Source organism: Nocardiopsis deserti, assembly GCF_008638355.1.
Lineage (GTDB): Bacteria > Actinomycetota > Actinomycetes > Streptosporangiales > Streptosporangiaceae > Nocardiopsis > Nocardiopsis alborubida.
In genome coordinates this window covers 35144-48462 of sequence record NZ_VWVS01000021.1, presented here as the reverse complement: position 1 = coordinate 48462, position 13319 = coordinate 35144, and the positions used below count along the sequence as shown (strand labels likewise).

Sequence of the window (13319 nt, the reverse complement as noted above, 5' to 3'; positions counted from 1 at the left end):
CTGGTCACGGGCGCCGCCACTGGCGGCCGTCCCTGGAGAGCAGCTGCTCGGCCGACTCCGGGCCCCAGGTGCCCGAGCCGTACTGCTCGGGCTGGCCCGCCTTGGCCCAGTACTCCTCGACCGGATCCAGGATCCGCCAGGACAGCTCGACCTCCTCCTGGCGCGGGAACAGCGGCGGGTCGCCGATGAGCACGTCCAGGATGAGCCGCTCGTAGGCCTCGGGGCTGGCCTCGGTGAAGGACTGCCCGTAGGCGAAGTCCATGCTCACGTCGCGGACCTCCATGCTGGCCCCCGGCACCTTGGAGCCGAAGCGCAGCGTCACGCCCTCGTCGGGCTGGATGCGCAGCACCAGGGCGTTCTGTCCCACCTCGCTGACGTCGGTGCGCGGGAACAGCTGCTGCGGTGCGGCCTGGAACACCAGCGCCACCTCCGTCACCCTGCGGCCCAGCCGCTTGCCGGTGCGCAGGTAGAAGGGCACGCCCGCCCAGCGCCGGGTGTCCACTGACAGCTTCAGCGCCGCGTAGGTCTCGGTCACCGAGTCGGAGGGGATGCCCTCCTCCTCCAGGTAGCCGCGCACCGCCGCGCCGCCCTGCCAGCCCGCCGCGTACTGGCCGCGCGCGGTGCCCGTGGACAGGTCCTCGGGCAGCGACACCGACGCCAGTACCTTCTCCTTCTCCGCGCGCAGCGCGTCCGCGCTGTAGGAGATGGGCTCCTCCATCGCCACCAGGGCCAGCAGCTGGAGGAGGTGGTTCTGGATGACGTCGCGGGCCGCGCCGATCCCGTCGTAGTAGCCCGCCCGGCCGCCCACGCCGATGTCCTCGGCCATGGTGATCTGCACGTGGTCCACGTAGCTGCGGTTCCACAGGGGCTCGAAGAGGGTGTTGGCGAAGCGCAGGGCCAGGATGTTCTGGACCGTCTCCTTGCCCAGGTAGTGGTCGATGCGGAACACCGACGAGGGCGGGAACACGTCGTCCACCACCGCGTTGAGGTCCTGGGCGCTCTCCAGGTCGTGGCCGAAGGGCTTCTCGATCACCACCCGCCGCCACGGCCGGACCCCGCCCGCCTGGACCTGGTCCTCCTCGGGCTCGGCCAGGCCGCACCGCTTGAGCTGCGTGACCACGGTGGGGAACAGCTTGGGCGGCAGCGACAGGTAGAACGCGTAGTTGCCGCCGGTGCCGCGCTCGGAGTCCAGGCTGCGCACGCAGTCGGCCAGGCGGTCGAACGCGTCGTCGTCGTGCAGCTCGCCCTGGACGAACCGGACGCCCTCGCTGAGCTGGCGCCACACGTCCTCGCGGAACGGGGTGCGCGCGTGCTCGCGCACCGCCTGGTAGGCCTCGTCGGCGAAGTCCTGGTCCTCCCAGTCCCGGCGGGCGAACCCCACCAGACCGAAGCCCGGCGGCAGCAGCCCCCGGTTGGCCAGGTCGTAGATGGCCGGCAGGAGCTTCTTGCGTGCCAGGTCGCCCGTGACGCCGAAGAGCACCAGCACGCTGGGTCCGGCGATGCGGGGCAGTCTGCGGTCCAGGGCGTTGCGGAGCGGGTTGGGTACCGCTCCCGGCATCACCGGTTCTTTCACGTTCCCGTCTTTCCTGTCGAGAGTGGCCGGTGGGACGCTGGGCGCCGTCCCCGCCGGGGGCGGGGGCGGGGGACGGGCGGGAGGGGCGGCCGTCCCGTCGCCGGGACGGCCGCGCGGTTCAGGACAGCTTGTCGAGCTTGGCCGAGAGCGCGTTCAGCAGGCTCTCCCAGGACTTGACGAACTTGTCCACGCCCTCGTCCTCCAGCACGGCGAACACGTCGGTCAGGTTGATCCCGGCGTTCTCCAGCGCGGCGAAGTCGGCGCGGGCCTGCTCGTAGGTGCCCAGCACGGTGTTGCCGGTGATCTCGCCGTGGTCGGCGGTGGCCTCCAGCGTGGCCTCCGGCATCGTGTTGACGGTGTCGCGCGCCACCAGCTGGGTGACGTAGAGGGTGTCCTCGTAGGAGGGGTCCTTCACGCCGGTGGACGCCCACAGCGGCCGCTGCGGCGTGGCGCCGTGCTCCTCCAGGGCCTTCCACTCGGGGGAGGAGAAGACCTCCTCGTGGGCCTCGTAGGCCAGGCGCGCGTTGGCCAGGGCGGCGCGGCCCAGCAGGGACAGCGCCTCGTCGGTGCCGATCTCCTTCAGGCGCTTGTCCACCTCGGTGTCCACGCGGCTGACGAAGAACGAGGCCACCGACTGGATGCGGGACAGGTCGTGGCCGTTGGCGCGGGCCAGCTCCATCCCCTCCAGGTAGGCGTCCATCACCTGGCGGTAGCGCTCCAGGGAGAAGATCAGCGTGACGTTGACGCTGATGCCCTGGCCCAGCGTCTGCGTGATCGCGGGCAGGCCCGCGGCCGTCGCCGGGATCTTGACCATCAGGTTGGGCCGGTCCACCATCCACCACAGCGCCTTGGCCTCGGCGGCCGTGCGCTCGGTCTCGTTGGCCAGGCGCGGGTCCACCTCCAGGGAGACGCGGCCGTCCACGCGGCCGGTGGAGTCGTAGACCGGGCGCAGGGTGTCCGCGGCCCAGCGGATGTCGTAGGTGGTGATCATGCGGACCGCCTCCTCCACCGACACGCCCCGCACGGCCAGCTCGTGGACCTGCTGGTCGTAGGCGTCGCCCTCGGAGAGGGCCTTGTCGAAGATGGTGGGGTTGGAGGTGATGCCGACCAGGTTGCGGGTCGACATCAGCTCGGCCAGGTTGCCGGAGCGCAGCCGCTCCCGGCTCAGGTCGTCCAGCCAGACGGACACGCCCGCCTGGGACAGGTCGCGGAGTGCGTTGCTCATGGGTTCTTCCGCCTTCCTGGGGGGCGGAGTGCCGCCCCCGGTCACACACGTCAAAGGAGGACGGGCCCCGCCGGGATCCTCCGGCGGGGCCCGCCGGGGTCAGCCGCCGGCCTTGGCGATGGTCTTGCGGGCCGCCTCGACGACCGCCTCGGTCGTGAAGCCGAACTTCTCGTACAGGACCTGGTACGGGGCGGAGGCTCCGTAGTGCTCCAGGCTCACCGACTCGCCGGCGTCGCCGACGTACTGGCGCCAGCCCAGGGCGATCCCGGCCTCCACCGACACGCGGGCGCGCACGGAGGAGGGCAGCACCTGCTCGCGGTACTCCTCGCTCTGGCGCTCGAACCACTCCACGCACGTCATGGAGACCACGCGGGTGGGCGTGCCCGCCTCCTGGAGCGCCTTGCGGGCGTCCAGGGCGATCTGCACCTCGCTGCCGGTGGCCATGATGATCACCTCGGGGGCGTCCCCGTCGGCCTCGGCCAGCACGTAGCCGCCCTTGACCGCGCCCTCGGCCGAGGCGTACTCCTCGCGGTCCAGGACGGGCAGGTTCTGGCGGGTCAGCGCCAGCGCGGACGGGCGGTCGCCCCGCTCGATGACCGAGCGCCACACCACGGCGGTCTCGTTGGCGTCGGCGGGACGGATCACGTCCAGGCCGTAGATGGCGCGCAGCGCCCACAGGTGCTCGACCGGCTGGTGGGTGGGGCCGTCCTCACCCAGGCCGATGGAGTCGTGCGTCCACACGTAGGTGACCGGCAGCTGCATGATCGCGGCCAGCCGGACCGCGGGGCGCATGTAGTCGCTGAAGACGAGGAACGTGCCGCCGTAGGGCCGGGTGGGGCCGTGCAGGGCCATGCCGTTGAGGATGGAGCCCATGCCGTGCTCGCGCACGCCGAAGTGCAGCACGCGCCCGTAGGGACTGCCCGGGAACGTCTCGCTGGCGCGGTCGAAGGGCAGGAAGGACGGCTCGCCCTTGGGCGTGGTGTTGTTGGACCCGGCCAGGTCGGCCGATCCGCCCCACAGTTCGGGCAGCAGCGGCGCGAGGGCCGAGAGCACCTCGCCGCTGGCCTTGCGGGTGGCTACGCCCTTCTCGCTGGGCTCGAAGGAGGGGATCGCCTTCTCCCAGCCCTCGGGCAGCCTCTTCTCGACCAGGCGGTCGAACAGCTCTGCGTGCTCCCCGGCGCTCTCGTGCCAGGCCCTGAACTCGACCTCCCAGGCGGCGCGGGCCTCGCGGCCCCGGTCCACGGCGCGGCGGGTGTGCTCGATGACCGCGTCCTCGACGCCGAAGGGCTCGTCGGGCAGTCCGAGGATCGCCTTGGTGGCGGAGATCTCGTCCTGGCCGATGGCCGCGCCGTGGATGGCGCCGGTGTTCTGCTTGTTGGGCGCGGGCCAGCCGATGACGGTGCGCAGGCGGATGAAGGTCGGGCGCTCGGTCTCGGCCTTGCCGCGCACGATCGCCTGGAACAGGGCCTCGACGTCCTCGACGTACTCGCCGGTGGCGCTCCAGTCGACCTCCTCCACGTGCCAGCCGTAGGCGCGGTAGCGCTCGGCCACGTCCTCGGAGTGCGCGATGCGGGTGTCGTCCTCGATGGAGATCCGGTTGTCGTCCCAGATCATGATGAGGTTGCCCAGCTGCTGCGTCCCGGCCAGGGCGCTGGCCTCGTGGCTCACGCCCTCCTGGACGTCGCCGTCGGAGCAGAACGCGTAGATGTGGTGGTCGAAGGGGCTGGCGCCCGGACCGGCCTCGGGGTTGAACAGGCCGCGCTCGCGGCGGGCGGCCATGGCCATGCCGACCGCGTTGCCCACGCCCTGGCCCAGCGGGCCGGTGGTGGTCTCCACCCCCGGCGTGTGGCTGAACTCGGGGTGGCCGGGCGTGCGGCTGCCCCACTGACGCAGGCTCTTGAGGTCGTCCAGCTCCAGCCCGTATCCGGCGAGGTAGAGCTGGATGTACAGGGTGAGGCTGGAGTGGCCGATCGACAGCACGAAGCGGTCCCGGCCCGTCCACTCGGGGTCCGAGGGGTCGTGCCGCATGATCTTCTGGAAGAGCAGGTAGGCGGCGGGCGCCAGGCTCATCGCGGTGCCGGGGTGTCCGTTACCCGACTTCTCGACCGCGTCCATCGCCAGCGCCCGGACCGTGTTGACGGCGCGGAGGTCGAGGTCCGACCACTCCAGGGTTTGCGGGGTGTGGGCGTTCACGGACTTTCGTTCTCCTTCTCGGGCACCCCCCGCGCCCGGCGGCCGGAGCGCGGGGTGTGTCGGTTGCGTTCGTTCTCGAACCGCCGCCGGGACCCGGGCGGCCCGCCGTGGGGGCGGGGCCGAGTACTGCGGGAACGCGTACCCGCGGCCGTTCAGGGCGCGGACGCGGCGTCCCCGGGCGACGGCCGCCGCGGGCTGGAGACCACGACGGGTTCGGCCACGATCGAGCCTATCGTCCGCTACCCAGGATGTCGTTGCCCGACACCTCTCATTACCGGCTGGTAGGGGCCTTGGCGCCGCCTCCCGCGCGCACACGGGTGGCTGCGGCCACGGGGGGTGCGCCGCGGGGCGGGTGGTCGCGGGCGGCGCGTGGCGGGCTGGAAGCGCGTCGGAGCGTGTGCGACCCTTCAGAGCACCCGGCGGACCCCCGCCCGCATCCCGGCCCGAGGACCAGCGGTTTTCCTTGTGAGGGGGCTGGTCTCAGGCGCGCGCGAGGAAGTACTACAGTATGTCGTTGACGGGGTTTCCGCCGATCCAGACGCTTTGTCGGTCCGCCGGCCCCCGCGTGGCGAGCAGTGTCGAAACCCCTAGAGTTGTCGAGGTATCCGCGTGTCTGAAACCGAGCCGGTGGCCCCCGGGGGGACGCGAGAGAACCGTCCGGCCGTGAGGACCGGGTACTGATGGCCCTCACCAACCGCGCTCCGCGGACGAATCCGGACGGCGACCGGCCCCAGGCCCCCCGCAGGGCCTCGCTGGGCGCCCACGTCCGCGCCTACGTCGCCCTTTCCAAGCCCCGCGTCATCGAGCTGCTGCTCATCACCACCATCCCGGTGATGTTCGTCGCGGCCGGGGGGGTGCCACCGCTGTGGACCGCGGTCGCCACCCTGGTCTTCGGCACCATGTCGGCGGCCAGCGCGAACGCGATGAACTGCTACATCGACCGCGACATCGACCGTGAGATGCGTCGCACCCGCCAACGCCCCGGCGCGATGGACCTGGTCACCCCGCGCGGAGCCCTCGTCTACGGCCTGGTGCTGGCCGTCGGCTCCACCGTCGGGTTCGCCCTCCTGGTGAACGTGCTCTCGGCCGTGCTGTCGGTCTTCGCGATCCTGTTCTACATCTTCGTGTACACGCTGCTGCTCAAGCGGCGCACCGCGCAGAACGTGGTGTGGGGCGGCATCGCCGGGTGCATGCCGGTGCTCATCGGCTGGGCCGCGGTGACCAACAGCCTGGACTGGGCGCCCTTCGTCCTGTTCCTGGTCGTGTTCTTCTGGACGCCGCCGCACACCTGGACGCTGGCCATGCGCTACAAGGAGGACTACGCGCAGGCCAAGGTGCCGATGCTGCCCGTGGTCGCCACCGACCGCCGGGTGCTGCTGGAGTGCGTGCTCTACAGCTGGGCCACCGCGATCGTGTCGGTGCTGTTCTGGCCGGTGGCGGGCACCACCTGGTTCTACGGCGCGGTCGCCGTCGCCCTGGGCGCGCTGCTGGTGGTCCAGGCGCACCGCCTGCTCAACCGCTCCCGCGCGGGCGTGACCGGCGCGCAGCTCAAGACGATGGGCTTCTTCCACCTGTCCAACGGCTACCTGGCGCTGCTGTTCGTGGCGGTCACCGTCGACCCCCTGATCGCCGGCGTCCTGGGCTGAGCCCGCCCGTACGTCCGCCTGTGGGCGGCGCCCCTCCCGGGGCGCCGCCCACAGGTCTTTCGGCCGTCACCGGCGGCGGACCTCCACCATGAAGCAGCCGAACTCCACCGCGCGTACGTGCACCAGGGCCACCTCGGGATCGGAGAGGACCTCGCCGAGGATCCCGTCCACCTCCGCCGCACGCGCGTGGGGAAGCTCGACCAGCCTTCCGCCCAGGATGCGGCCCCGGGAGTCGTAGGCGCGCAGGACCCGGCGGGGGCCGTGCAGCGCGACCGGATAGCCGGTCGCGTGGGAGGGTCCCCCGCACTCCCCGGCGTGGACGAAGACCGGTCCGCACTCGTCGTAGGGGCCGGGGTCCGCGCCGGTCCGCTCCGCCCATCGGCGCAGCGGCGCGTAGGAGACGAGCACGATCCGTTCGCCGGGCTCACTGGGGCGCAGGCAGCAGCGCAGCGGGGAACCGCCCTCGTGGTCGGTGCGGGGTGTGCGGGCCAGCCCGGCGTCGTCCTGTTCGCGCAACCGCCCCAGGACGTGCGCTTCGATGGGCCGGGCTTCGTGTGTCGTGGTCATGACACCAACCTCCACCATCCGGTCCCGGTGCGCTGGCGGTGAACGGACATCACGTTCGCGTACCGACCGGCCGGGGCGGAGAGGCGGCTCCGACGGACCCCGCCCGGCACCCGCCCTCGCCGACGCCGGCACGGGACGCCGCGCCCGCAGCGAGATCGGTTCCCTGCGGCTGTACGGGTTGTACGGGTTGTACGGGCTGGGCGGCGAGCGCGTCGCCACGGCCTCGGGGGAGGCGGATGTGGTCGCCCAGCGGGTGAGCGCCAGCGCGGCCGAGACGGGGGAGCGACGGCCCTGGAACGCGCCACAGCGCGTCCGCTCCCCGAGTGCCCGCGGACCCTGGCACCCGGCACGGGTCCTGCGCCCGGCCCGGCCGCCCGGACCTCTGCTGCGCCCGGACGGCGGCTCCGCCGTCAGGGCCTGCGCCAGGCCAGCACCGCGGACCACACCGCGACCCCGGTCAGGGCCAGGGCCAGGGGGACGTGTGCCTGGATCAGCCCGTAGCTGCCCAGCGCCGCCTGCGCGAAGCCGAGCGCCAGGGCCAGCAGGCTGATCAGCAGGACCAGCCCCGGCGTACCCGCGGCGCGGCCCGAACGCCGCCAGTACCAGAACGCGGCCACCGCCTGGAGCCCCGCCGCCACGTGCGTTCCGAGGGCGCCGTAGTAGTGCAGCGGCAGCGCGTCCGTGTCGAACGTCACCAGCTGCCCTGCCGTCGAGCCCTCCCACAGCAGGGCCGCCAGGTGCAGGAGTACGGCCACACGCAGGGCCCGCAGCGGGCCGGTGGTGTCGGGGGCCGTGGTCGACCGGTCCATGTGCGGCTCACCTTCGGTTCGGGGTCGGGGGCGGCTTCGGTCCCCCGATCCTCGCGCATGCCGGGCGCGGAGCACCACCGGAGGCCCGACGTGGGGCCCCTTCCCGGCCCGTCCACCCCCACAGCCCTCCCCACGGCCCGCCGATCCTCCCCCTCCGGCCCTCCCCGCGGTCGGCCGGGGGCGAAAGCCGTGGTCGGACCGGTTCCCGCTACGATCGGTGCCCATGCCCCGTCTCGACAGCAAGGCCATCCTCCAGGGCCGACGCTCGCGCTACTCGATGACCCTCATCCTGGGCACCACCGTCAGCGTGGTCTGCATGCTCGGGATGCTGGTCTACCTGTGGCTGCTCGCCCTGGCCGGGGGAGCGGCCGCCGGGATCGACGGAGGGCTCGGCTTCGCCGTCAGCCTCGTCGCCGCGGTCATCCCCGTGTGCATCCTCGTGCCGCTCATCCTCATGCTCGACCGGATCGAGCCCGAGCCCGGCTGGGTCCTGTTCTTCGCCTTCGCCTGGGGCGCGGGCGTGGCCGTGGTGGCCTCCCTGCTGCTCAACAGCTGGGGCCTGGCCCACGTCACGGTGCCGCTGTTCGGCCGGGACCTGGGCGACTTCCTGGGCACGTCGGCGGTGGCGCCGCTGGTGGAGGAGAGCGCCAAGGGCGTGGTGCTGCTGATCCTGCTCTGGCGGCGCCGCCACGAGCTGGACACCTTCACCGACGGGGTGATCTACGCGGGGATGGTCGCCACCGGCTTCGCCTTCACCGAGAACATCCTGTACTTCCTCAGCGCGTTCTTCGACGGCACCCTGGTGGCCACCTTCGCCATCCGCGGACTGATCGCCCCGTTCGGGCACCCGGTCTACACCGCGATGATCGGCATCGGCGTGGCCTACGCCGCCATGCGTTCCGGAGCACTGCGCCTGCTGGCCCCCGTCGCCGGGTGGGCCGCGGCGGTGCTGCTGCACGGCATGTGGAACGGGTCCACCTACTTCGGCTGGTCCGGCCTGGCCGTCGCCTACATGGTGCTCTTCGGCGTGCTCATGGCGATCCTGGCGCTGGCCGCCCGCGACCGCCACCGCCAGGTCGGCGCGATCGCCCGCCACCTGCCGCCCTACGTCTCCACCGGACTGGTCACCCAGGCCGACATCGCCATGCTCAGCTCCCTGCAGGGGCGCCGCCGGGCCCGCGAGTGGGCGGCGCGCAACGCCGGTCGCAGGGGCCGCGAGGCGATGCGTGAGTACCAGCTCGCCGCCACCGAGCTCGCACTGCTGCACCGCAGGCTGGACGCCGGACTGCCAGCTCCCGACTGGAAGGTGCACCGGGACTCGTTCCTGGCGCTGATGCACGTGGCCCGGGACACCTTCCTGGGACGGATGCCCCAGCCGGTCGCCCCGGGCTGGGCGGAGAACCCCACCGACTCCGGCTTCCTGCGCCGAGCCGACTTCGCCCACGTCATCGCCCAGACGCGGGCCCAACAGGACTACGTTCCCCGTCACGGTCAGCAGGGTCCTCGCTGAGCTCCTGCCCCGGCGGCACCAGACGCGTGGTGGAGAAGTACAGGCGGCAGATCGCGACCCAGGTCAGGGCCGAGCCGAGGACGTGCAGGACCACCAGGGCCTCGGGCAGTTCCAGGGCGTACTGGGTGTAGCCCAGGGCGCCCTGGAGGATGACGGTGACCAGCAGGAACAGGCTGCTCCTGCGGACCGGCCGCCGGGTGCCGCTCCGGAAGGCGATGACGGCGGCCAGCAGGGCCCCGGCCGTGGTGAGCCAGGCCAGCGCGGAGTGCAGGCGCGTGACCGCAGCCAGGTCGAACCCCCAGCGGGGGGCCGCGGCGTCGCCGCCGTGCGGGCCGGTGCCGGTGACGACGGTCCCGGCGACCAGCAGCACGAAGCCGACCACGACCAGCCCGATGCTCAGGGCGTGCAGCATCGGGCCCACGGACACCTGCGGCTTGCCCTCGGGCTCCTGGCAGCGCACGTACAGGGCGACCGTGATGAAGACCATCACCATGGACAGCAGGAAGTGCGCGGCCACCGAGGCGGGGTGCAGGTCGGTCCACACGGTGATGCCGCCGACCACGCCCTGTCCCAGGACGCCGAACGGCACGATGGCGGCCAGCCGGACCAGGTCGCGGCGGCGCGGGCCCATCCGCATGACCGCGACGAAGGTGATGACGGCGACCGCCAGCACGACGAAGGTGAGCGTCCGGTTGCCGAACTCGATGGCGGCGTTGAGCGCGGCGTGCCCGGTGTCGATGGGCACGAAGCTCTCCGGCGTGCACCTGGGCCACTCCGAGCAGCCCAGGCCCGAGGAGGTGACGCGCACGGTGGCGCCGGTGACGGCGATCCCGGCGTTGACGACGATGTTGCCGAGCGCCCAGGCCCGCAGCGACCGCTGGGTGGGCGTCCAGATCGTGCGCGCGAGCAGGACCAGCGCGAGCACTCCGGCGGTCGCGACCGCGATCTGCCAGCCCCAGAGGGGGAAACCGAGAAGGGAGATGTCCTCCGCCGCGAGCGGGGGGACCGAGTTCGCGGCCAGCACCGCGGAGGCCGGGGAAACAGACATACGACAGACTGTAGTACACCGCTCCGGGAGCCGGTGCCCACCCCCTGCGCAGTCTCCCACCTGCGCCGACGCCGTCGCTTCGGCACAGGGGGAGGGGGCGCCCACGCGTGGGCGCCCCCTCCGCGACGGTGGGACCCGTTCTCCCGATCGGTCCGATCCCGGGGATCGTCGGTTCGGGAGGGTCCGCCGTGCTCGACCGGTCGGCGCGGCCCTAGCCGGCGTGGTTGGAAATGCACTGGTTGAGCAGGTCCAGGTCCAGGTTGAGCAGACCGAGGAAGCCCTGCTCCTGCACGCACGCCTGGTAGGCGTCCGTGTCGTTCTCACCCGCGGAGGCGGTCCCGAGCCCCATGCCGAGCAGGCCGGCGGTGAACAGGGCGGTCATCATCATCTTGGCGGTGGTGCGCATGGCTTTCCCTTCGAGTGCGAGTGGTCGAGCCGTTTGGCTGACCCACCAGGACAGATAACCATTTGTATCCATTCGGAAACTCTGAGTAGCAAAACTCCTGCTCTCGACCTTCCGGACAGGCCGCCCCAACGGCCCCGCTTCGGACACGGCGGTTCCGGCCCTCGCCCGCCTACCGCTCCCCGGGACTCTCCCGCGGCGGTCCGGTGGGCGCGCCGTCGGCCTTGCGGCCGCCCTCGCCGTCGCGGGCCGAGGTGCGCGTGGAACCCGCGCTGGCCGCGATCACACAGGCCACCGCGAACCACTGCCACACGGTCAGCAGCTCACCCAGCACCACCAGGCCCACGAGCGCCGCGGCGGCGGGTTGGAGGCTCATCAGCACCCCGAAGACGCGCGGCGGCATCCGGCGCAGCGCGCTCAGCTCCAGCGTGTAGGGCACCACCGAGGACAGCACGCCGACCACCAGGCCGAACAGCAGCAGGCGCCAGTCCAGCAGGGCCGCGCCCCCCTCGTACACGCCGATCGGCGCCATGACGACCACGCCGACCACGCTGGCGATCGCCAGTCCGGACGCGCCGCTGAACCGCTGGCCCGTCGACGCGCTGAGCAGGATGTAGCCCGCCCACGCGACCGCCGCCAGTACGGCGAACAGGATGCCCAGCGGGTCCATCGAGCCCGACTCCAGCCCCAGCGCGACCACGCCCAGCCCGGCCATGCCCGCCCACAGCAGGTCGATCCGGCGCCGCGATCCCAGGATCGCGATGGTCAGCGGCCCCAGGTACTCGATGGTGACCGCGATCCCCAGCGGGATGCGGGCGAAGGCCTGGTAGATGAGGAAGTTCATCATCGCCAGCGCGACGCCGTAGCCGACCACCACCAGCCAGTCGCCGCGCGAGCGCGCCCTGAGCACCGGCCGCGCCACCAGGACCAGGAGCACCGCCGAGGTCAGCAGCCGCAGCCACACGACCGCGGCCGGGGGCAGCACGTCGAAGAGGTTCTTGGCCACCCCGGCGCCGGTCTGCACCGAGACGATGCCGACCATCACCAGCCAGACCGGTGGTACCGCCTCCACCGCGCGGAGCGGGGAGAACGCTGCCTGAGGGCGGGACGGAGTGCTCATGGGCATTCATCCTACGTTTTCGGGGGTCCTCTCCGTCTCCCCGGCCCGCGTCCGGCCCCGGTTCTCCCGCCTCCGGTTCCGGTCCTCCCGGTTCCGCGCCGTCCCCGGAGCCCGGGCCACGACCGCGGCCAGCAGCAGTCCCCAGGCCGCCATCGCCACCGCGGGCTGCGCCAGGGTCATGACCAGCCCGTGCACCGTCTGGTCCGCCCGACCGGTCAGGAGCTGCACCCCGATCCACAGGAACGGCAGCGCCGCCGCGAGCAGGTTCACCAGCAGCGCGGCCCACACCAGCCCGGGCCGCGCGGGCCGCCGCCACACCACCAGCGCGCCGCCCGCGACGAGCAGGAACAACGGCGGACCGAGGTAGCGGACCGCGATGAACCAGGGGACTCCGAACGCTTCCATGCCCGGACCCTATCGAGCCCGCGCCAGTGGCGGGCGAACGTGCACCAAACCGGCAAAGTGGTGTGAAATGGTCCGGGTCGCGGATCGACGCGGCCCCCCGCCCGCAGCCCGCTGGAGTGTCCTCGATGTCCCGACGCCGTGCCCGTTCCCCCCGTGCCCACGAACGGTACGTCCCCCGCTGGCCGCTTCTGGCCGGAGCCCTGGCACTGCTGTTGGTGGCCCTCGTCGGCGGCTACACCGGGGGCCTGCTCGTGTCCGGCGGCGACCAGTCCGAGGGGCCGGAGATGACCACGGCATCGGGCATCCTGGTCCAGCCGTCCGGCGCTCCCGAGGCCGAGGAGCCCGCGGAGGAGCCGTCGGAGGAGGAGGTCGTCCACCCCGCGGGTCTGGACCCCGCGCTCGTCTACGCGCTCCAGAACGTCCACGGCGGCCGCGTCATGGACGTCGCGGGCACCTCCACCGCCAACGGCGCGCCCGTCCACCTGTGGGACCGCCACGACCAGACCAACCAGCAGTGGCGCCTCATCCCCGTGGACGGGGGCTTCTACGAGATCGAGGGCGTGGGCAGCGGCAAGCTCCTGGAGATCCCCGCCGACCCGGCCGCCCAGCCCGGCGCCGCGCTGCTCACCCGCACCGGCTCGCCCAACCAGCACTGGTCGCTCATCGAGGTGGGGCCGGGCGTGGTCCGCCTGGTCAACCGGGCCACCGGCCAGGCCCTGGAGGCGCAGGGCGGCGCCCCCGACAACGGCACCAGGGTCGCCCAGGCGCCCGACGGCGGCCACGCACACCAGCAGTGGCGCCTGCTGCCCGTGGGCTGACC

Annotated in this window: 12 protein-coding genes; 3 read left to right on the top strand and 9 right to left on the bottom strand. The window is 72.6% G+C overall.

The genetic code is table 11. The features are described from left to right. Nucleotides 1–4: 4 nt before the first annotated feature. The 3 genes from zwf to tkt form a co-directional block, all read right to left on the bottom strand. Nucleotides 5–1558 (bottom strand): glucose-6-phosphate dehydrogenase, encoded by a 1554-nt coding sequence (gene zwf / locus FYW99_RS26025; RefSeq protein WP_150254672.1) that lies wholly within the window; start codon nucleotides 1556–1558, stop codon nucleotides 5–7. A 133-nt stretch (nucleotides 1559–1691) separates the two neighbouring features. After that, nucleotides 1692–2798: a transaldolase gene (gene tal / locus FYW99_RS26020; protein WP_150254671.1), complete on the bottom strand. Its 1107-nt coding sequence runs from the start codon at nucleotides 2796–2798 to the stop codon at nucleotides 1692–1694. 99 nt (nucleotides 2799–2897) lie between these two features. Next, nucleotides 2898–4991, bottom strand: coding sequence for a transketolase (gene tkt, locus FYW99_RS26015; protein ID WP_150254670.1), 2094 nt, complete (start codon nucleotides 4989–4991; stop codon nucleotides 2898–2900). Between the two features lie 680 nt (nucleotides 4992–5671). On the opposite strand from tkt, the gene FYW99_RS26010 reads away from it, so the two are divergent. Beyond that, nucleotides 5672–6637 carry a heme o synthase gene (locus tag FYW99_RS26010; RefSeq protein ID WP_017567602.1) on the top strand — a complete coding sequence of 322 codons (966 nt, stop codon included), beginning with the start codon at nucleotides 5672–5674 and terminating at the stop codon, nucleotides 6635–6637. 66 nt (nucleotides 6638–6703) lie between these two features. On the opposite strand, the gene FYW99_RS26005 is transcribed toward FYW99_RS26010, so the two are convergent. Together FYW99_RS26005 and FYW99_RS26000 are read right to left on the bottom strand one after the other, a co-directional pair. Then, complete coding sequence (locus FYW99_RS26005) at nucleotides 6704–7204, bottom strand: DUF1203 domain-containing protein (RefSeq protein ID WP_150254669.1); 501 nt, start codon at nucleotides 7202–7204, stop codon at nucleotides 6704–6706. A 410-nt stretch (nucleotides 7205–7614) separates the two neighbouring features. Continuing rightward, nucleotides 7615–8013 (bottom strand): hypothetical protein, encoded by a 399-nt coding sequence (locus tag FYW99_RS26000; RefSeq protein ID WP_150254668.1) that lies wholly within the window; start codon nucleotides 8011–8013, stop codon nucleotides 7615–7617. Nucleotides 8014–8236: 223 nt separating this feature from the next. Between FYW99_RS26000 and FYW99_RS25995 the strand changes: the two genes are divergently transcribed. Continuing rightward, nucleotides 8237–9523: a PrsW family intramembrane metalloprotease gene (locus FYW99_RS25995; protein ID WP_150254667.1), complete on the top strand. Its 1287-nt coding sequence runs from the start codon at nucleotides 8237–8239 to the stop codon at nucleotides 9521–9523. Here the strand turns inward: FYW99_RS25995 and FYW99_RS25990 are convergent. From FYW99_RS25990 to FYW99_RS25975, 4 genes are all read right to left on the bottom strand, one after another. Then, complete coding sequence (locus FYW99_RS25990) at nucleotides 9459–10571, bottom strand: COX15/CtaA family protein (protein ID WP_150254666.1); 1113 nt, start codon at nucleotides 10569–10571, stop codon at nucleotides 9459–9461. The two genes, FYW99_RS25995 and FYW99_RS25990, sit on opposite strands and share 65 nt — an antisense overlap. A gap of 211 nt (nucleotides 10572–10782) precedes the next feature. Continuing rightward, nucleotides 10783–10977 carry a hypothetical protein gene (locus FYW99_RS25985; protein ID WP_150254665.1) on the bottom strand — a complete coding sequence of 65 codons (195 nt, stop codon included), beginning with the start codon at nucleotides 10975–10977 and terminating at the stop codon, nucleotides 10783–10785. Nucleotides 10978–11146: 169 nt separating this feature from the next. Next, a complete protein-coding gene (locus tag FYW99_RS25980) occupies nucleotides 11147–12094 on the bottom strand; it encodes an EamA family transporter (RefSeq protein ID WP_150254664.1) in 948 nt (315 codons plus the stop codon). A gap of 6 nt (nucleotides 12095–12100) precedes the next feature. Continuing rightward, the gene (locus tag FYW99_RS25975) at nucleotides 12101–12499 is read right to left on the bottom strand and encodes a hypothetical protein (protein ID WP_150254663.1); all 399 of its coding nucleotides are present in this window, start codon (nucleotides 12497–12499) and stop codon (nucleotides 12101–12103) included. Between the two features lie 125 nt (nucleotides 12500–12624). Between FYW99_RS25975 and FYW99_RS25970 the strand changes: the two genes are divergently transcribed. Then, entirely contained in the window at nucleotides 12625–13317 is a 693-nt protein-coding gene (locus tag FYW99_RS25970) for an RICIN domain-containing protein (RefSeq protein WP_150254662.1), read from the top strand. Nucleotides 13318–13319 lie beyond the last annotated feature (2 nt).

Bases quoted from the DNA above. Each gene is read 5' to 3' on its own strand.
- zwf (WP_150254672.1), bottom strand. From the start codon at position 1,558: ATGCCGGGAGCGGTACCCAACCCGCTCCGCAACGCCCTGGACCGCAGA.
- tal (WP_150254671.1), bottom strand. From the start codon at position 2,798: ATGAGCAACGCACTCCGCGACCTGTCCCAGGCGGGCGTGTCCGTCTGG.
- FYW99_RS26010 (WP_017567602.1), top strand. From the start codon at position 5,672: ATGGCCCTCACCAACCGCGCTCCGCGGACGAATCCGGACGGCGACCGG.
- FYW99_RS26005 (WP_150254669.1), bottom strand. From the start codon at position 7,204: ATGACCACGACACACGAAGCCCGGCCCATCGAAGCGCACGTCCTGGGG.
- FYW99_RS26000 (WP_150254668.1), bottom strand. From the start codon at position 8,013: ATGGACCGGTCGACCACGGCCCCCGACACCACCGGCCCGCTGCGGGCC.
- FYW99_RS25995 (WP_150254667.1), top strand. From the start codon at position 8,237: ATGCCCCGTCTCGACAGCAAGGCCATCCTCCAGGGCCGACGCTCGCGC.
- FYW99_RS25990 (WP_150254666.1), bottom strand. From the start codon at position 10,571: ATGTCTGTTTCCCCGGCCTCCGCGGTGCTGGCCGCGAACTCGGTCCCC.
- FYW99_RS25985 (WP_150254665.1), bottom strand. From the start codon at position 10,977: ATGCGCACCACCGCCAAGATGATGATGACCGCCCTGTTCACCGCCGGC.
- FYW99_RS25980 (WP_150254664.1), bottom strand. From the start codon at position 12,094: ATGAGCACTCCGTCCCGCCCTCAGGCAGCGTTCTCCCCGCTCCGCGCG.
- FYW99_RS25975 (WP_150254663.1), bottom strand. From the start codon at position 12,499: ATGGAAGCGTTCGGAGTCCCCTGGTTCATCGCGGTCCGCTACCTCGGT.
- FYW99_RS25970 (WP_150254662.1), top strand. From the start codon at position 12,625: ATGTCCCGACGCCGTGCCCGTTCCCCCCGTGCCCACGAACGGTACGTC.